At 62.2% G+C, this 17608-nt stretch carries 17 protein-coding genes; 9 read left to right on the top strand and 8 right to left on the bottom strand.

Annotation, left to right across the window (positions count from 1 at the left end):
* Positions 1–39 precede the first annotated feature (39 nt).
* The 8 genes from ACSQ3L_RS19930 to ACSQ3L_RS19895 all read left to right on the top strand — a co-directional run bounded on the left by ACSQ3L_RS19930 (position 40) and on the right by ACSQ3L_RS19895 (position 7913).
* Positions 40–933 carry a LysR family transcriptional regulator gene (locus tag ACSQ3L_RS19930; RefSeq protein WP_436161500.1) on the top strand — a complete coding sequence of 298 codons (894 nt, stop codon included), beginning with the start codon at positions 40–42 and terminating at the stop codon, positions 931–933.
* Between the two features lie 105 nt (positions 934–1038).
* A complete protein-coding gene (locus ACSQ3L_RS19925; protein ID WP_436161499.1) occupies positions 1039–1836 on the top strand; it encodes a sterol desaturase family protein in 798 nt (265 codons plus the stop codon).
* A gap of 492 nt (positions 1837–2328) precedes the next feature.
* Positions 2329–3135 carry an alpha/beta fold hydrolase gene (locus tag ACSQ3L_RS19920; RefSeq protein ID WP_436161498.1) on the top strand — a complete coding sequence of 269 codons (807 nt, stop codon included), beginning with the start codon at positions 2329–2331 and terminating at the stop codon, positions 3133–3135.
* Positions 3136–3228: 93 nt separating this feature from the next.
* Positions 3229–3927 carry a DUF2161 domain-containing phosphodiesterase gene (locus tag ACSQ3L_RS19915; protein ID WP_436161497.1) on the top strand — a complete coding sequence of 233 codons (699 nt, stop codon included), beginning with the start codon at positions 3229–3231 and terminating at the stop codon, positions 3925–3927.
* Positions 3928–3983: 56 nt separating this feature from the next.
* The gene (locus ACSQ3L_RS19910) at positions 3984–4391 is read left to right on the top strand and encodes a DUF930 domain-containing protein (RefSeq protein ID WP_436161496.1); all 408 of its coding nucleotides are present in this window, start codon (positions 3984–3986) and stop codon (positions 4389–4391) included.
* Between the two features lie 180 nt (positions 4392–4571).
* The gene (locus ACSQ3L_RS19905; RefSeq protein WP_436161495.1) at positions 4572–5234 is read left to right on the top strand and encodes a TerC family protein; all 663 of its coding nucleotides are present in this window, start codon (positions 4572–4574) and stop codon (positions 5232–5234) included.
* A 146-nt stretch (positions 5235–5380) separates the two neighbouring features.
* Positions 5381–6694, top strand: a complete 1314-nt coding sequence (gene rimO / locus ACSQ3L_RS19900; protein ID WP_436161494.1) for a 30S ribosomal protein S12 methylthiotransferase RimO — start codon at positions 5381–5383, stop codon at positions 6692–6694.
* A gap of 112 nt (positions 6695–6806) precedes the next feature.
* A complete protein-coding gene (locus ACSQ3L_RS19895; protein WP_436161493.1) occupies positions 6807–7913 on the top strand; it encodes an acyltransferase family protein in 1107 nt (368 codons plus the stop codon).
* A 46-nt stretch (positions 7914–7959) separates the two neighbouring features.
* Here ACSQ3L_RS19895 and ACSQ3L_RS19890 read toward each other — a convergent pair whose 3' ends face one another.
* The 8 genes from ACSQ3L_RS19890 to ACSQ3L_RS19855 all read right to left on the bottom strand — a co-directional run bounded on the left by ACSQ3L_RS19890 (position 7960) and on the right by ACSQ3L_RS19855 (position 16182).
* Positions 7960–9027: a BMP family ABC transporter substrate-binding protein gene (locus ACSQ3L_RS19890; protein ID WP_436161492.1), complete on the bottom strand. Its 1068-nt coding sequence runs from the start codon at positions 9025–9027 to the stop codon at positions 7960–7962.
* A 50-nt stretch (positions 9028–9077) separates the two neighbouring features.
* Positions 9078–9998, bottom strand: coding sequence for an ABC transporter permease (locus ACSQ3L_RS19885; protein ID WP_436161491.1), 921 nt, complete (start codon positions 9996–9998; stop codon positions 9078–9080).
* Positions 9998–11128 (bottom strand): ABC transporter permease, encoded by a 1131-nt coding sequence (locus tag ACSQ3L_RS19880; protein WP_436161490.1) that lies wholly within the window; start codon positions 11126–11128, stop codon positions 9998–10000. Before ACSQ3L_RS19880 ends, ACSQ3L_RS19885 begins: the two co-directional genes overlap by 1 nt.
* Positions 11125–12702 (bottom strand): ABC transporter ATP-binding protein, encoded by a 1578-nt coding sequence (locus ACSQ3L_RS19875; protein ID WP_436161489.1) that lies wholly within the window; start codon positions 12700–12702, stop codon positions 11125–11127. Before ACSQ3L_RS19875 ends, ACSQ3L_RS19880 begins: the two co-directional genes overlap by 4 nt.
* A gap of 133 nt (positions 12703–12835) precedes the next feature.
* A complete protein-coding gene (locus ACSQ3L_RS19870; RefSeq protein ID WP_436161488.1) occupies positions 12836–13813 on the bottom strand; it encodes a quinone oxidoreductase family protein in 978 nt (325 codons plus the stop codon).
* 28 nt (positions 13814–13841) lie between these two features.
* A complete protein-coding gene (gene pcsA, locus ACSQ3L_RS19865) occupies positions 13842–14660 on the bottom strand; it encodes a phosphatidylcholine synthase (RefSeq protein WP_292335613.1) in 819 nt (272 codons plus the stop codon).
* Positions 14657–15271 carry a DUF1326 domain-containing protein gene (locus tag ACSQ3L_RS19860; protein ID WP_436161487.1) on the bottom strand — a complete coding sequence of 205 codons (615 nt, stop codon included), beginning with the start codon at positions 15269–15271 and terminating at the stop codon, positions 14657–14659. The genes pcsA and ACSQ3L_RS19860 overlap by 4 nt, the downstream gene beginning before the upstream one ends.
* A gap of 14 nt (positions 15272–15285) precedes the next feature.
* Complete coding sequence (locus ACSQ3L_RS19855; RefSeq protein WP_436161486.1) at positions 15286–16182, bottom strand: DUF2182 domain-containing protein; 897 nt, start codon at positions 16180–16182, stop codon at positions 15286–15288.
* 107 nt (positions 16183–16289) lie between these two features.
* On the opposite strand from ACSQ3L_RS19855, the gene ACSQ3L_RS19850 reads away from it, so the two are divergent.
* Complete coding sequence (locus ACSQ3L_RS19850; RefSeq protein WP_436161485.1) at positions 16290–17498, top strand: UbiH/UbiF family hydroxylase; 1209 nt, start codon at positions 16290–16292, stop codon at positions 17496–17498.
* Positions 17499–17608: the final 110 nt, after the last annotated feature.

Raw genomic sequence — 17608 nt, 5'->3', positions numbered from 1 at the left:
ACTCGGACAAGCTGTGTCGCGAAATGAGGAACGCCGAATTTGGACATCGAAGATCTACAGACATTCGTCGCAGTGGCCGATGCCGGGGGCGTATCGGCCGCCGCGCGCCGGCTCGGCGTCTCCAAGTCAATCGTCAGTCGGCGGCTCTTTCGGGTTGAAGCAGAACTTGGCGTCCAGCTGCTTGCACGAACGACCCGCGGGGCAGCGCTTACGGAAGCGGGGATCACGTTCAGGGACCATGCGGCCCGAGCCAGCGCCGAGATCGATACGGCCAGGGAAACGATCCTCCCGACAGGTGAGCTGCGCGGCCGCCTGAGGGTTGCCATGCCGCTCACTTTCGGCGCGACCCATTTCGCCCCCGTGCTCGCGGAAATGGCGCGTCTGCACCCGAAGCTTCACATCCATACTTCCTACAGCGATCGCTTCGTCGATCTCATCGCAGAGGGTTTCGATTGCGCGATCCGGGGCGCCTACCTTCAAGACTCCAACCTGATCGCGAAGCGCGTCGGGCCGATCCATGGAAAGCTTGTCGCAAGCCCGGATTATATTGAAGCGCACGGGTCACCCGAGACTCCGGACGAACTTGTCACCCATCAGGCCCTCATGCAGGGAACGGAAGCCTGGCAGTTCATGGATGGCAGCAAAATTGTTACCGTCCAGCCGCAGGGCAAGTTCAAGGCCGATAGCGCCACCGCGCTTGCCGCCGCCGCGGCGGCAGGTCTCGGCATCGCCTGGCTCCCCGATTGCATCACACATGAATATGTGGCCTCCGGCGCGCTGGTCCCGATCATGACACGCTATCCGGTACCTCCGGGGGCCGCGTATATCGTCCGCCCGCCGGGGCAGCATCCTACGCGGAAAGTGCGGGTGCTCACTGAGATGCTGATTGAGTATTTCAAACGCAACCCGGATCTTTGGGGTCTTGACGGCTAGGACACGAACGACCGCGCGCGTCGGCGCAAAAGCCAGAGCCTTTAACCTTTGGAAAGGGGAGATGTGGTCTTCTCAGGGGCGCAGACGGCGCGCTGGGGCGAATGAATGGATATCTTTGGCATCAAGGCGCTTTTAATCTGCGCGCTGATCTTCATTCCGTTCGAACATCTGTTTGCCGAGCGGCCGCAGAAGATTTTCCGCAAGGGGTTGGCTGTCGATCTGATCTACCTGCTGTTCAACGGCTTCATCATAAAGCTGGCCCTCATCATGATCGCGGCCGGTGCCCTCGGCGCCGCTGCAATGCTGGTTCCGCAATCGATAACGCAAGCCGTCAGCGGTCAGCCCGTCTGGCTGCAGGTCGCGGAAATCATCGTGATCACCGATATCGGCGTCTATTGGGCACATCGGGCCTTCCACAAAATCCCTGCGCTTTGGAAGTTCCATGCGGTTCACCACGGCATCGAGGACCTGGACTGGCTCGCGGCTTTCCACAATCATCCGGTCGACGCCATCGCAACAAAGGCGATATCGCTGACGCCGATCTTTTTCCTTGGCTTCTCCGAACCCTCGATCGCGGCATTTTTTATCATTTACCTTGGACACACGCTGCTTGTTCACTCGAACCTGCGCATTCCGTTCGGCCCTTTGAAGTGGCTGATAGCCAGCCCGCAGTTCCATCGCTGGCACCATGCCAACCAGCGCGAAGCCTACGACAAGAACTTCGCCGGGCAGTTGCCTTTCCTAGACATGCTCTTCGGCACCTATAATCACACCGGTGACAAGGTGCCGGAGAAGTACGGCGTCGATGATCCGATCCCCTCCACATACTTCGGTCAGATCGGCTATCCGCTCCTGCACCGCGGGAAGCTATCGGATCGAGTAACGCCGAGCACCGAAGCCTGACGGCTAATATCGCAACGCGGCCTTCGGTTTCGCGACGCACATGTGCGGCATGGTCCAACTTACGACGAGGCGATGTGGTGCATGCGCAATTCCCAACCAAGGCTGGCATGCAATCCGTCTTCATTCGCGCAATGGTTCTGATCTGGGCAGCGCTAAGTGTCCTGCTTGCGGTGCATTGGTTTGTCGACCTTGGTATGGTGGGCTTTCCGGATGGCTACATATCGCCCTTTGCAAGAGCGACCAGCCCGCTTCTCCATAGTCTGGCCACGGCATGCCTCGCCCAAGGTTTGTATGTCCTCGCTAGTGCCGCAGCGTCATCTGCGAGCTGATGCCGCTGCCAGATCTCGAATTGCCGCCGCCCCATGGAGGCAAACATTGCCTCACCCTGTCACGGTGTCGCCTGATGGCAGTAGTCGATCCGTGTCGGGTTGATTTTGGCGGGCGCCGGCAATAATTGCGGGTCTTCCCCGTTTGCTTCGAGGCGTTTCCAGCATGGAATACCACGACGACGACCTTAAGAAATTCGAAGCGCATGGCGCCACGCCTCTGCCCGCCACCAATGACGCAGGCCAGGTGGAACACGAGGGTGCAAAAATCTGGTACGCCACATATGGGGCCGGTCCTCCCGTGATTTTGTTGCATGGTGGCCTCGGCCACAGCGGCAATTGGGGCTTTCAGATTCCAGCGCTGGTCAAGGGCGGCTATCGGGTCGTGGTGATCGACAGCCGGGGCCACGGGCGCAGCACCCGCGATGAACGGCCGTACAAATACGAACTGATGGCCTCCGACGCTCTGGCCGTGATGGACACTCTGCAATTGAAAAAGGCGGCTGTGGCGGGTTGGAGCGACGGCGCATGCGTGGCTCTGATCCTTGGCATGAAAGCAGCCGATCGCATTAAAGGTGTGTTCTTCTTTGGCTGCAACATGGACCCCAGTGGCACGAAGGAAGTCGAGCCTGGTCCGGTTCTCGACCGGTGTTTCGGCCGGCACGCCAAGGACTATGCCGGACTATCGACTACCTCAGACCAATTCGCCGCATTCGTTAAGGCCGTCGGCCTGATGATGAAGACCGAACCCAACTATTCCGCCGCCGACCTGGCGCAAACGCGTGTGCCCGTGGCGATCGTTCAAAGTGAGCATGACGAGTTCATCAGGCATGAGCACGCCGACTATCTCGCCCGGAGCATCCCGGCATCGGAATTGATCATCCTGCCTGGCGTGAGCCATTTCGCGCCGCTGCAACGACCCGAGCAATTCAACCGCGTGCTGTTGGCTTTCCTCGGAAAACTTCATTCCTGAGGACATACTGCGCCACGCTCCCACCCCGGGCGCGCCGTAGGACGCCGCATGGCCGGAAGGCTTTCGAGCCCGAATCGGCTAAACCTTCGGCGCATGAATGAGACCTCACTCTATGCGCCGGTGAAGCGGTTCCTCGAAAACCTCGACTTCGTCGTGAAAGGCGAGATCGGCGGCTGCGACATCGTCGCGCTGCGCGAGGGCGAGCCGCCGATCGTCGTCATCTGCGAGCTGAAGCTGCAGTTCAATCTGGAATTGGTGCTGCAAGGTGTCGATCGCGCCGCGGCCTGCGACGAGGTATGGCTGGCCGCGCGCCTTTCGGCCCGCGGCAAGGGACGCGAAAGCGATGCCAGGTTTCGCAATCTCTGCCGCCGGCTTGGCTTCGGCCTGCTTGGCGTGACCGCGGCCGACCGGGTCGAGGTGCTTCTCAGCCCGATCGCACTGGCGCCGCGCAAGAATGCGCGCCGGCGCTCTCGCCTGGTCGACGAGCACCAGCGCCGTCGTGGCGATCCTGTTGCCGGAGGAGGATCGCGCAATCCTATCATGACGGCCTATCGCCAAAGCGCCCTCGCCTGCGCAGCCGCCATGGCGGACGGACCCAAACGTCCGCGCGATCTGAAGGCGCTGACGCCGATCGCGCCAAAGGTCCTGCAGCACAATGTCTATGGCTGGTTCGCGCGCGTCGACCGCGGCCTCTACGATCTCACCGATGCTGGCCGCGCCTCGCTGGTGCGTTGGCCGCAGCCATCGCACGATGAATCCCGACACGGAATTTTGAACGCACCGTCCAAATGATTGAAGATTCCCGCGGGGTCCGAGGCGGCCCGCTTGGTTGATTTATCCGACAAAATATGTTGCTTGTCCCGCCCATGAAGAAGCTCTGCATGACCGCCTTGGCGTCGGTGACACTGAGTTTTCCAGCCAACGCGATGGACAATGCATTGCGTGCCGGCCTGATGAAACTCGATCCTCAAACACGCCTTGAACAGCGTTGCGACGCCGAAGTGCTCGACCGCATCACCCATGACGATCGCAAGTTCAAAGCCGATCGCGTTGTCGCCTACGCCTTTGCGACGCCCGAGATGGGCGCTGACGCAATCAAAAGCCCGGGCGCTGCGTTTCGCAGCAAGGGTCAATGGTACCGGCTGAAATTCAAGTGCCAGACGGCGCCGGACCATATGGAAATTCTGCAGCTCCGCTACCGGATCGGCGACGAGATTCCGGAAGCCGATTGGGCAAAGTATAATCTCTACGATTGATTTGATCGGCCACGGTTTTGCCCGGCTGTCGGCGAGTGCCGCGGATCCCTGATCCGGCTTTGACGCAACGATGCTTCGGTGATGTCGTCACGCGTCATCCCTTGACGCCAAGGGGTCACCAAGTTAGGGCCGTCTGGATAATCGACGAACACTCGGCAAATCAGCAAGGGCTTCCGGTCGATGGACATTTTTTTCAGCGCTGCCAGCCTGACCGCCCTGCTCCAGGTCATCGCCATCGACCTCGTGCTGGCCGGTGACAATGCGATCGTCATCGGCCTGGCCGCTGCCGGCCTGCCGGTCGAACAACGCAAGCAGGCGATTCTGATCGGCGTGCTGGCGGCAACCGTTCTGCGCATCGGTTTTGCCGCGGTCACCGTCAAGCTGCTGGCAATCGTCGGCCTGCTGCTGGCCGGTGGCATTCTGCTGCTGTGGGTCTGCTGGAAGATGTATCGCGAATTGCGCACATCCCATGCCGACGAGTTGGAAGCGACCGAGGCGCTGTCTAACTCCGATCTCGACAGCGATAATGCGGTGGCCGGCAAGACGAAGCGCAAGACGCTCGGCCAGGCAGCCTTGCAGATCGTCGTCGCTGACGTGTCGATGTCGCTCGACAACGTGCTGGCGGTCGCGGGTGCCGCGCGCGATCATTTTCCGGTGCTGGTCATCGGCCTGGTGCTGTCGATCGCGCTGATGGGGCTCGCCGCGACATTCATCGCCAAGCTGCTGCATCGTCACCGCTGGATCGCATATGTCGGCCTGCTGATCATTTTCTATGTGGCTTTGGACATGGTCTATCGTGGCGCGGTGGAGGTCTGGCCGCACGTAAACGGCGCCGTCAGCTGAGATCGCGTCAGCCGCGGCTTCGATCCGGAAAGCTCGGTCCGCAGCGCAATCGCCGTGCGTTTTGCCGCATCGCGGCGCTGCCCATACCAATGCCGCAATAAGTGTGGTACTGCGCCGGCAATCCTGAAAAGCCCGGAAAACCCTTTATGTCCGCTCCCCGCGTGAGTTTTGTCAGTCTTGGATGCCCGAAGGCCCTTGTGGATTCGGAACGCATCATCACGCGCCTGCGCGCCGAAGGCTACGAAATCGCCCGCAAGCATGACGGCGCCGACCTTGTCGTCGTCAACACCTGCGGCTTTCTCGATTCCGCCCGCGACGAGTCGCTCAATGCCATCGGCTCAGCGCTTTCGGAAAACGGCCGGGTCATCGTCACCGGCTGCCTCGGCGCAGAGCCGGATGTGATCCGCGAAAAGCACCCCAATGTGCTGGCCATCACCGGGCCGCAGGCCTATGAGAGCGTGATGGCCGCCGTGCACGAGGCGGCACCGCCTTCGCACGATCCCTATATCGATCTCTTGCCGCCACAGGGTGTCAAGCTGACGCCGCGCCACTACGCCTATCTCAAGATTTCCGAAGGCTGCAACAACCGCTGCACCTTCTGTATCATTCCCGCACTGCGTGGCGACCTCGTCTCGCGGCCGGCGGCCGATGTACTGCGCGAGGCCGAGAAACTGGCCAAGGCCGGCGTCAAGGAACTCCTCGTCATCTCGCAGGACACCAGCGCCTACGGCATCGATATCAAGTACCAGACGTCCATGTTCGGCGACCGCGAAGTCCGTGCGAAATTCCTCGATCTCTCCGAGGAACTGGGCAAGCTCGGCATCTGGGTGCGCATGCACTATGTCTACCCCTACCCGCATGTCGCCGACGTCATCCCGCTGATGGCCGACGGCAAGATCCTTCCTTACCTGGATATTCCGTTCCAGCATGCTTCGCCGCAGGTGTTGAAGAACATGCGCCGGCCCGCGCACGGCGAAAAGACGCTCGAGCGCATTCGCGGCTGGCGCGAGGTCTGCCCGGATCTGGCCATCCGCTCGACCTTCATCGTCGGCTTCCCCGGCGAGACGGATGACGATTTCGAGATGCTGCTCGACTGGCTCGACGAAGCCAAGATCGATCGCGCCGGCTGCTTCAAATACGAGCCCGTCCGCGGCGCCCGCTCCAATGATCTCGGTCTCGAACAGGTCCCGCAGGAGATCAAGGAGGCGCGCTGGCACCGCTTCATGCAGCGCCAGCAGAAGATTTCAGCGACACAACTGGCCAGGAAGGTCGGCAAGCGCCTGCCGGTGCTGATCGACGAGGCGCACGGCACATCGGCAAAGGGCCGCACCAAATACGACGCGCCCGAGATCGACGGCTCGGTCCATATCCAGTCGCGCCGTCCGCTACGCGCCGGCGACATCGTCACCGTCAAGATCGACCGCGCCGACGCCTATGACCTCTATGGTTCGGCGGTCTGACAGTCGGCTATCTCGCCCCTGCGTTTACTACATCGAGCGATAATTCAGGCCGCTTAACCCGCTCAGCCGCGATCCGCTTTATGGTTCCCGGACGGTAAATGCGGGAAAGCGGATGAACACCAGACCTGCGGAACAAAATTACATCGCGACGCTGGACCTGCTCAGGCTGGCGGCCGCACTTGCTGTCGTGTTCTTCCACTATTTCTTTCGCGGCGCTATCGCCGAAGGCTATCTCGCGGAAGGTTATCCGCTTGCCGCGCCATTTGCCCTCTACGGCTATCTGGGCGTCAATCTGTTCTTCCTGATCAGCGGTTTCGTCATTGCCTGGTCGGCGGAAAACCGCAGATGGGACCAGTTTGCGGTGGCGCGGTTCGTTCGCCTCTATCCGGGCTACCTGATCTGCATGACGATCACCTTTGTGGTTCTCATTCTTGCCGGCACAACGTTGCTTTCAGCCTCGTTCAGCCAATACGCCGCCAATCTGTCGATGTTCGCACCAGCCTTCGGTCAACCTTTCATGGACGGCGTCTACTGGTCGATCGTGCTTGAACTGGTTTTCTACGGATGGGTGACGCTGGCCCTGTTCACCGGGCTCTTCCAGAAACGCAAGCTGGAGCTGGTTTTCGTCTGGCTGGCGATCTCGGCTTTGAACGAATTCTTCATCGGCAGTGGCGCGGCAAGGCTGCTGTTCATCACCGAGTTCGGACCGTTCTTCGCCGCCGGCGTGCTGGTCCACCACATCCACGCGCATGGCCGTTCACTGCCGGCCCTGCTGCTGCTCGCCGCCGCCTTCCTGATCTCCTGCGGCACTCTGTCCGTGACGCAGCACTGGATGCTTGGCCATTACGGCATCGCCGTTTCGTCGGCCAATCTCGTCGTCGCCAATGTCGTCATGCACGCGGCCTTGATCGGCGCGGTGCTGCTGCGCCACCGTGTCAGGGCATCGGCGCTCACTCTGGCGCTGGGCGGGCTGACCTATCCGCTCTACCTGCTGCACCAGGATATCGGCTATCTCGCCATCAATGCCGCGGCGCCCCTGGTCGGCAAATGGTTCGCCGCCTTCGGGTGCGTCGCGCTCATGCTCCTTGTCTCGTGGGCGATCTGGCGCAGCTGCGAACGACCCGCGCAGCGGCTGCTGAAGGTTTGGCTCGGCCGCGCGGTCGATGCCGGGCTGGCGCGGTTTCGTAGAGTCTCCGCCGAGGCACAGCCCGCCGAATGAAAAAGGGCGCCTCGCGGCGCCCTCCTCATTCGATGTTTCGCGCCGCTTACTGCGGCAGCTTGTCGTCGACGCCCTTCACATAAAAATTCATGCCGAGCAGCGTGCCGTCGTCGGCGACTTCGCCATCCTTCAGCCACGGCGTGCCGTCCTGCTTGGCGATCGGCCCGGTGAAGGGGTTCCAGCCGCCGGCGATCTTCTTCGTCGTGGCTTCAGCCATTGCCTTCACGTCGTCGGGCATGTTGGTGAAGGGCGCGAGCTTGACCGCGCCGTCCTTGATGCCGAGCCAGACATTGTCCGGCTTCCAGGTGCCGTCGAGGGCCGCCTGGACCCGGCTGATGTAATAGGGACCCCATTCGTCGGTGAGCGAGGTCAACTGTGCGTTCGGCGCGAATTTGATCATGTCGGACGATTGGCCGAAGCCGTGCAGCTTACGCTCCTCGGCCACCTGCAGGGCAGCGGTCGAATCGGTGTGCTGGACGATGATGTCGGCGCCCTGGTCGAACAGCGCCTTGGCGGCGTCGGCTTCCTTGCCCGGATCGAACCAGGAATTCACCCAGACGATCTTGGCCTTGAAGTTCGGGTTGATCGACTGGGCGCCGAGCATGAAGGAATTGATGCCCATCACCACTTCGGGGATCGGGAAGGAAACGATATAGCCGGCAACGCCCGCCTTCGATTCCTTGGCGGCGATCTGGCCGAGCACATAGCGGCCTTCATAGAAACGCGCATTGTAGATGCCGAGATTGTCGCCGGTCTTGTAGCCGGTGGCGTGCTCGAACATCACCTTGGGGAATTTCTTGGCGACCTTCACTTCCGGGTCCATGAAGCCGAAGGACGTGCCGAAGATGATCTTGCAGCCTTCGCGTGCCAGGCGCTCGAAAGCACGGTCGGCGTCAGGGCCTTCCGAGACGTTTTCGAGATAGGCGGTCTCGACCTTGTCGCCAAGCGCCTTCTCCACCTCGAGCCGGCCCTGGTCGTGCTGGTAGGAATAGCCGAAGTCGCCGATCGGGCCGGTGTATACCCAGCACGCCTTCAGCTTGTCCGCGGCCTCGGCCGATGTCGCCAGCGATAGGGCGGCGGTCGTGGTCATCAGGGCAATAAGCAGTTTTTTCATTGTGTTACCTCTCTGAGTTAAGCCTTGGAGCTTCCCGTTTGTTTTTATTGTCAACGATCCGGAACGAATGGCTGCCCCAAGGAAGCCGGCGTGTTCATCATCGTCAGACGCTTGTTGCGCGAGATTAGAACGAGAACCACGACGGTTGCCAGATAGGGCAGCGAAGAAAGGAACTGTGAAGGCACCGGAATGCCAAAAGCCTGTGCATGAAGCTGGCCGATCCACACCGCGCCGAAGATGTAGGCGCCGGCCAGTACCCGCCACGGCCGCCAAGAGGCGAACACCACCAGCGCCAGCGCGATCCAGCCGCGGCCGGCACTCATGTTCTCCACCCATTGCGGCGTGTAGACCAGCGACAGGTGACCGCCGGCGAGGCCGGCACAGGCGCCGCCGAAGATCACCGCGAGATAACGGTAGCGGATGACCTGGATGCCCAGCGCATGGGCCGAAGTGTGGCTGTCGCCGATCGAGCGCAGCGTCAGTCCGGTCCGGGTCTTGAACAGGAACCACATGACGGCTGCGGTCAGGGCGATCGAGATGTAGAAGATCGGATCCTGGCCGAACAGCAGCCTGCCGACTACAGGGATTTCTGTCAGGCCGGGAATGTAGAGGTTGGGCAGCCTTTCGCCGGGCTGGCCGACGAAACTGGTGCCCATCATGCCGGACAGGCCGAGGCCGAGCAGCGTCAACGACAGGCCGGTCGCCACCTGGTTGGTGGCTAGCGACAGCGTCATCACGGCAAACAGCAGCGAGAACACCGCGCCCATGGCAATTGCCGCCAAAAGGCCGATCCAGGGTGATCCCGTGAGATAGCTGGCGCCGAAGCCGCCGACGGCGCCCATGATCATCATGCCTTCGACGCCGAGATTGAGCACGCCGGAGCGCTCGACCACCAGTTCGCCGATGGCCGCGATCAGAAGCGGTGTTGCCGCCGTGGCGATGGTCAGAAGGATGTTTACGGTGATGTCCATCAACGGGCTTCCTTCAGCTTTGGCGTGGCTTCGAGTTTGGCTGCACCTTCCGGCTTGGTCAGCGCCAGGCCGACCAGGCGGATGCGGTAGTGGATGAGCGTGTCGCAGCCGAGCACGAAGAACAAAAGCATGCCCTGGAACACGCGCGCCACCTTGTCGGAGATGCCGAGCGCGCTTTGCACCGCTTCGCCGCCGAGATAGGTCAGCGCCAGCACCAGTCCGGCGGCAACGATGCCGAGCGGGTTGAGGCGGCCAAGGAACGCCACGATGATGGCGGTGAAGCCGTAGCCGGGCGAAATGACGGGCTGCAGCTGGCCAATAGCGCCCGAGACCTCCGAGATGCCGGCAAGCCCTGCCAGCGCACCCGACAGCAGGAAGGCAAAAAAGACCATGCGGTTGAGGCCGAAGCCGGCGAAGCGCCCTGCCCGCGGGCTCGAGCCCAGCACGCGCACCTCGAAACCTTTCAGCATGCGGCTCATCAGGATCCAGACCAGCACTGCGGCGACCAGCGCGAAGACAAAACCCCAGTTTGCCCGTCCGGCATCCGGCATCAGTTCCGGCAACACGGCCGAATCGTTGAACTGGATGGTCTGCGGGAAGCCATGGCCCTGCGGATCGCGCCAGGGTCCGCGCACCAGCCAGTCGAGGAAGAGCTGCGCGACATAGACCAGCATCAGGCTGGTCAGGATTTCGTTGGTGCCGAAGCGGGTCTTGAGCAGAGCCGGGATCGCCGCATAGGCAGCGCCGCCGACCATGCCGAGCAAAAGCATCAGCGGCAGCACCAGCGGGCCTTCGAACTGCGGAAACAGCACCGGAATGATCGAACCGACAATGCCACCGAGGATGAACTGGCCCTCGGCGCCGATGTTCCAGATGTTGGCCTTGTAGCAGACCGACAGGCCGACGGCGATCAGGATGAGCGGCGCTGCCTTGATCGCGAGCTCGTGCAACTGCCAGACCTGGCTGATCGGCTCGATGAAATAGATGCGGAATGCTGTCAACGGATTGACGCCGAGCAACGCGAACAGGACCGCACCGGCAATGATCGTCAGCGCAAAGGCGATGAATGGCGACAGGGCCGAAAACAGCGCGGAGCGCTGCGGGCGTTTGACGAGTTCGAGGCGCATCATGCCGTCTCCAGCGTGTGTTCGGCGTGGCCGGGCTCGGCGCCGCCCATCAGCAGACCGACCTTCTCGAAGGTCGCTTCGGCGATCGGCAGCGGCTTCGACAGCTCGCCATTGTGCATGACGGCGATCGCATCCGAAATTTCGAACAGCTCGTCGAGATCCTGACTGATCACCAGCACCGCCGACCCGCTGCGCGACAACTCGATGAGCGCCTGGCGGATGTGGGCGGCAGCACCGGCGTCGACGCCCCAGGTCGGCTGGTTGACCACCATGACGCTTGGCCGTCGGTCTAGTTCGCGGCCGACGATGAATTTCTGCAGATTGCCGCCCGAAAGCGCGGCGGCCTCCGGATCCGGCGCGCTCTTGCGCACATCCATCGCCTCGATGATGCGCTGGGAGGCGGCTTGGATGGCGCCGCTTTTCACCATCCCGCCGGAACCGACGAACGCCTTGCCGTCGGTTGCATGGCGCGACAGCAGCAGGTTCTCGGAAAGCTTCATGCGCGGTGCGGCGCCATGCCCGAGACGTTCTTCCGGCACGAAGGCTGCACCCAGCAGACGGCGTCCGGTGATGGTGAGGCCACCCGCGTCCTTACCGCGAATGCGCACCGAGGCGGCATCCTGCTGCAGCACCTCGCCTGAAACGGATTCGAAGAATTCGCCTTGGCCGTTGCCGGCGACGCCAGCAATGCCGATCACCTCGCCGGCGCGGACGTTCAGGCTGATAGCCTTGAGCGGGATCGAGAACGGCGTTGCCGGCTTGCGGCTGAGGTTGCGGATTTCGAGCAGCGATTGCGCCGTGGCGATGCCCTCGACCGGCGCGCGCACCACCGCCTGCACCTCGTTGCCGACCATCATGCGGGCCAGCGAAGAGGCAGTTTCCTCGCGCGGATTGCAGTGGCCGACGACCTTGCCGTGGCGCAGCACGGTGGCGCGGTCGCAGATGCGCTTGACCTCTTCGAGCCGGTGCGAAATGTAGAGGATGGATTTGCCCTCCGAACGCAGGCGCTCCAGTGTCTCGAACAGCTTGTCGGCTTCCTGCGGCGTCAGCACCGAGGTCGGTTCGTCCAAAATAATGAGCTGCGGCGTCTGCAGCAGGCAGCGGATGATCTCGATGCGCTGGCGCTCGCCCACCGACAGGTCGCCGACCAGTGATTCAGGATCGAGCGGCAGGCCATAGCTGAAGGAAAGCGCCCTCGCCTTCGCCGCGATGCTGCTGATCGGCGAGCCATCGTCCAGCGAGAGCGCGATGTTTTCGGCCGCGGTCAACGCCTCGAACAGCGAAAAATGCTGGAACACCATGCCGATGCCGAGCTTTTTCGCGACGCCCGGACTGGAAATCCTGACGGCCTGGCCGTTCCAGAAGATCTCGCCGGCATTGGGCTCCAGCGAGCCGAACAGCATCTTGACCAGCGTCGATTTGCCGGCGCCGTTTTCGCCGAGCAAAGCATGGATTTCACCCCTGGCGATGTCGAGATCGATATGATCGCACGCCGTCAGCGTGCCGAATATCTTGGTGAGTCCACGCACCTCGAGCAGGTTTGTGCCGTTTTGATTTGCACTCACAGTGCCTCCCATCTGGTTTGCCAGATATGTTCTGTGTTCCCGCAAGCATGGTAGGCGCGGCCAGCTCCCATCGGAAAGCGGCACGCGTCTTGAAAGAGCTTCAAGAATTTCAGCGGAAATTCAAGGGATAGCAAGGCAGAACGGACTAAGGGATGAGAATGGTCGTCCCTGTCGTTCTGCGCCCTTCCAGGTCGGAATGCGCCTTGCCGGCGTCCTTGAGCGCGTAGCGCTGGTTGATCTTGATCTTGACGGCGCCACTGAGCACGACCTCGAACAGGGCAGCGGCGGAGGCTTCGAGGTCCTCGCGTTTTGCATTGTAGACGAACAGCGTCGGCCTTGTTGCGAACAACGAGCCCTTCTGTGCCAGCAACGACATCGAGAACGGCGGGATCGGTCCCGAGGACTGGCCGAAGCTGACGAACATGCCAAGCGGCCTCAGGCAGTCGAGCGAAGCCGGAAACGTGTCGTTGCCGACAGAATCGTAGACGACGTCGCACTTCCGGCCGCCGGTGATGGCAGCAACCCCGGCAACGAAATCCTGTTCCTTGTAGTTGATGACATGGTCGAAACCATGCGCCTTGGCGAGTTCGATCTTGTCGGACGAGCTGGCGGTGCCGATAACGTTCGCGCCGAGGTGTTTTGCCCATTGGCCGAGGATCAGCCCGACGCCGCCGGCCGCGGCATGGAACAGGATCGTGTCGCCGGCCTTCACCTTGAACGTCCGGCGCAGCAGATATTCCGCGGTCATGCCCTTCAGCATCATCGCGGCAGCCTGTTCGTCGCTGATGCCATCCGGAACCTTGACGACGCGGCTGGCATCGATGACGCGTTCTTGCGCATAGGCCCCGGTCGTCACCGCATAGGCAATGCGGTCGCCCGACTTCAGCCAGTCGACGCCCTGGCCGACTTCCAGCACGACGCCGGCGGCTTCGCTGCCAGGGACAAGCGGGAACCCGCCCGGCGGCGGATAAAGGCCCGAGCGATGATAGACATCGATGAAATTGAGGCCGATCGCCGTGTGCCGGACCAAGATCTGCCCCGATCCCGGCTGGCCGGGGTCAGCGTCCTCATAGGTCAGGACTTCCGGGCCGCCATTGGCGTGGATGCGGATCGCTTTGGACATGGGCTAGGCTTCCTGTGGGAGTGGCTGATCAGGCCTTTTTGGCACCGAGATTTGGAAAGAACTGCATGATGCCACCGATGCAGGCAAGGTAAAGCCCTGTTATGGTGATGCCGATCTTGGTGAAGGTGCCGACCTGTTCGCCCAGCACGCCGATCTGATCGTAGAAGGCGGCAAGTGCCGCCTGCGCCAGGGCAAGCGCGCCGAAGGCGCACCACAAAAGGGTCATCGCAAGATTGATGCGCCGCAACCGCACCACCCGCACCGGATGGATGAAGTTGATCGGCACGAAAGTCAGGATGCCGGCCACCACCACCACCGCGAACGAAACCCATTGTCCGGGCTCGATGACGAACAGCGTGAACACCACCATGTTCCAGACCACTGGAAATCCCTTGAAGAAATTCTCCTTCGTCTTCATGCCGGTGTCGGCATAATAGATGGCGCTGGAGACGACGATGATCGCCGCCGACAGGAACGACAGGCCCTCGCCCATGAAGCCGCGCTGGTAGAGCGCGAAGGCGGGAATCAGGACGTAGGTCACATAGTCGATGATGTTGTCGAGCATTTCGCCCGACCAGGTCGGCAGGATTTCCTTGACCTCGAGCTTGCGCGCGATCGGCCCATCGATACCATCGACGAACAATGCCAGCCCGAGCCACCAGAACATCGCCGTCCAGCGCTCCTCGCTTGCCGCCACCAGCGACAGGAAGGCCAGGAACGAGCCTGACGCGGTCAAGAGATGGACGGAAAACGCCCTCGCCTGCGGCCAGGTGACCTTCTTCTTCGGCCGCGGAATCCGGTCGGTGATCTTTTTGGCGGCTTTTCGGGCCGTTGTGTTCTTGCTCACGGGCCACGCCAATCCAGCTTGCAGATTTCGGCCGACCGACCGGCGAAATTCCAGTTGCGGCCGAAAGCCCGCATCTTGCTCTTGTCGGACCTGGCCACGATGATCTCGGGCGCGATCCAGTATTGCGAATTGCTGATCACCGTATCCTTGTCGCGATCCTGGCCTTGGATAGGTGTCACCGCTCCGTCGATGATCTTCGGTATCTGGAAGATACGCGTTTTGTCACGCGTCTCATAGGTGATCGGCACCTGCTCGACGCCGAGGAATTTGCCGACGAGGATGGAGAGCAGCGATGTGGTTCCGCCTGCCTTGCCGGTGAAGATCTTCGTCAACGCCTTGACCGCGTAGACCGAGGCGCGGCTGTCGATGAACAGCCCCGCGGTCCAGTTGCCACGGCTCATGTAGCCGGGGATTTCCATGACCAGCCCGAGATTGAGGCCGGAGAGGTCGTCGTCGCCGAAATGGCCGGCATCGATGCGAAACCCGGCCCAGGTCTGGCAATAGCCTTCGGTCGGCGGATGACTGCCGAGGGACAGCACGCAAGGGCAAAAAACCGTGCAATTGCAGGAGAGTACAAGCTCCCCCTTCATTGCCCAGCTTTGGTCTGCCATCGAAATTTCCCCCACTATAGCGAGACTACTAGCAGCGCGGCTGCCCAGACAAGCAGTATCGCACCGGCCAGCCGGGTTGGAACCCTGCTTGCTGTTTGTTTTTCGATCAGGGTGAACAGCCCGATCAACGCCATCCAGAACACGTTCATGACGCCGACGGCGAACATCACCAGCATCAATGCCCAGCAGCAGCCGAGGCACCACAGGCCTTGGGCGATCCCAAGCTGGAAGACACGAACCGGTCTCGCGCTCCAATTCGAAAACAGGATCGAGAACGGGTTCCTGCATTTCTTCAGGCAGGCTTCCTTCAGGCCGCTGAACTGATAGAGGCCGGCCGTCAGGAGCGCCAGCGCACCGGCAATGCCGACGACCGGATCGAGCATCCCGCCTGACGAGGCGAATGCATGGGCGGCCAGCGTCATCGCCGTGAACATCACGGAGGCGGCGAGCCAGACACCGAGGTAACCGGCGACCAGCACCAGCGGATGGACGACAGGCTCGCTCTTGATGCGTGCCGTGTCGGCGATTTCGCAGTAGGTGCGGATCATCGGCGCGGCGGAAGGCAGCATCGTCGCGATGGCCATCAGGAACCACATCAAAACGAGCGCACCGGCCTGCAGGCCGAGGCTTGCGTCCAGCGGCACCGGCGAGAGGCAGAGCGCAAAGAAGCGTTCCAGGAAATCCGGCAGCGGCAGTTGCGGCAGGTTGCGCAGGATTGCGTCGCCGGGGGCGGTTACGCCCGCAATCCCGCCTTCGGCGCCGCGGATTGCCATCGCGGCAAGGGACAGCCAGGCAAGCAGAATACAGGCGCCGACAACGACGTTTACCGTGACGCGGGGATTTCGCGCGATGCTAGCCATGGCGCGGCCGGCGCGGTCGAGATGGCTGAAGTTGTCTTGCTGGCCGGTCATGTCATCCGAATGAGCCGAATCGCCGCGTTGATCAAGCGGCATGAATTGACCTATATGCTCATCGAACGGCGGGTGGACCGCCTCGCACTGCAAGCCGGAAGCCGATCTTGGAGCATGAGCAAACCGCGCGGATATTGATTGCTGGTACGGGGCCGGCAGGACTGATCGCGGCGCTTGGTTTTGCCGCCGCAGGTTTCCCGGTGACGCTGGTCGGGCCGCAGGCCACTGCCCCCGATGGCCGCACGACGGCCCTGATGAACCCCGCCTTGAAAGTGCTTGAGCGGCTGGGCGTGCTCGAAGACGTCAAGCCCAAGGCGGCGCCCCTGAAAGTGATGCGCATCGTCGACGCGACCAGCCGTCTGATCCGCAGTCCGGTCGTCACCTTCCGCGCCAGCGAGATCGACGAGGACCAATTCGGGCTGAACCTGCCCAACAGCGTCCTCAGTCCGGCACTCGCCGGCGCCGTTGCCGCGCATGCCGGCATCGAATGGCGCCGCACGATGGTGGCAAGCTGGCATCTCGAAGCCGGGCACGCCCATGCCGTCCTGGCCGACGGCACCACGGTGGACGCATCGCTGGCGGTCGCCGCCGATGGGCGGTTGTCGCCGGCGCGCCAGGCGGCCGGCATCTCGACCTCGGCTCGCGCCTACCCGCAGGCGGCGCTCGTCCTCAATTTCCGCCACAGCGGCGACCATGCCTTCACCTCGACCGAGTTTCACACCGAGACCGGTCCGTTCACGCAGGTTCCCCTGCCCGGCAATCGCTCGAGCCTGGTCTGGGTGGTGAAGCCCGAGACCGCGACCGAACTCGCCGCATTGGACGATGCGACGCTTTCGATGCGGGTCGAACAGCAGATGCAGTCGATGCTGGGCCGGGTAACGGTCGAGCCGGGCCGGCAGATCTACCCGCTTTCAGCGGTGACGCCGCTTCGTTTTGCGCGAGACCGGATCGCGCTGGTCGGGGAAGCCGCCCATGTGTTTCCGCCGATCGGCGCACAAGGCCTCAATCTCGGCATCAGGGATGTCGACGATCTGATTGGAATTGCTTGTGAAAATCGTAGTGATCCAGGTGCCGTCAAGGCACTTGCGGCCTACGATTTCAAGCGCCGGCCCGACATTCTGGCACGCAGCAGCGCGGTCAACCTGCTCAACATGTCGCTGCTCTCCGACATGCTGCCGGCCCAGATTGCCCGCGTTGCCGGGCTCGGCGTGCTCGGTGGTTTCGCGCCGCTTCGCGCTTTTTTCATGCGCGAGGGGCTTCGTCCCGGCAGCGGATTCGCGGCGCTGGCCAGCGGCCTGAGAAGGCCGGCACGCTGATAGCGACCTTCTGGACGGTCCGACAATTTGCGTCACCGCGCCTAGAGCGTCGGGCGAATTGGGTGAATCGATGTGATTCCCTTTTTGGTGGAACTGTGATTCCCTTGGGC

The sequence above is a fragment of the Mesorhizobium sp. LjRoot246 genome (genome assembly GCF_964254115.1).
GTDB lineage: Bacteria > Pseudomonadota > Alphaproteobacteria > Rhizobiales > Rhizobiaceae > Mesorhizobium.
This window is presented reverse-complemented; position numbering and strand designations above follow the sequence as displayed.

Bases quoted from the DNA above. Each gene is read 5' to 3' on its own strand.
- ACSQ3L_RS19925 (WP_436161499.1), top strand. From the start codon at position 1,039: ATGGATATCTTTGGCATCAAGGCGCTTTTAATCTGCGCGCTGATCTTC.
- ACSQ3L_RS19920 (WP_436161498.1), top strand. From the start codon at position 2,329: ATGGAATACCACGACGACGACCTTAAGAAATTCGAAGCGCATGGCGCC.
- ACSQ3L_RS19915 (WP_436161497.1), top strand. From the start codon at position 3,229: ATGAATGAGACCTCACTCTATGCGCCGGTGAAGCGGTTCCTCGAAAAC.
- ACSQ3L_RS19910 (WP_436161496.1), top strand. From the start codon at position 3,984: ATGTTGCTTGTCCCGCCCATGAAGAAGCTCTGCATGACCGCCTTGGCG.
- ACSQ3L_RS19905 (WP_436161495.1), top strand. From the start codon at position 4,572: ATGGACATTTTTTTCAGCGCTGCCAGCCTGACCGCCCTGCTCCAGGTC.
- rimO (WP_436161494.1), top strand. From the start codon at position 5,381: ATGTCCGCTCCCCGCGTGAGTTTTGTCAGTCTTGGATGCCCGAAGGCC.
- ACSQ3L_RS19895 (WP_436161493.1), top strand. From the start codon at position 6,807: ATGAACACCAGACCTGCGGAACAAAATTACATCGCGACGCTGGACCTG.
- ACSQ3L_RS19890 (WP_436161492.1), bottom strand. From the start codon at position 9,027: ATGAAAAAACTGCTTATTGCCCTGATGACCACGACCGCCGCCCTATCG.
- ACSQ3L_RS19885 (WP_436161491.1), bottom strand. From the start codon at position 9,998: ATGGACATCACCGTAAACATCCTTCTGACCATCGCCACGGCGGCAACA.
- ACSQ3L_RS19880 (WP_436161490.1), bottom strand. From the start codon at position 11,128: ATGATGCGCCTCGAACTCGTCAAACGCCCGCAGCGCTCCGCGCTGTTT.
- ACSQ3L_RS19875 (WP_436161489.1), bottom strand. From the start codon at position 12,702: ATGGGAGGCACTGTGAGTGCAAATCAAAACGGCACAAACCTGCTCGAG.
- ACSQ3L_RS19870 (WP_436161488.1), bottom strand. From the start codon at position 13,813: ATGTCCAAAGCGATCCGCATCCACGCCAATGGCGGCCCGGAAGTCCTG.
- ACSQ3L_RS19860 (WP_436161487.1), bottom strand. From the start codon at position 15,271: ATGGCAGACCAAAGCTGGGCAATGAAGGGGGAGCTTGTACTCTCCTGC.
- ACSQ3L_RS19855 (WP_436161486.1), bottom strand. From the start codon at position 16,182: ATGACCGGCCAGCAAGACAACTTCAGCCATCTCGACCGCGCCGGCCGC.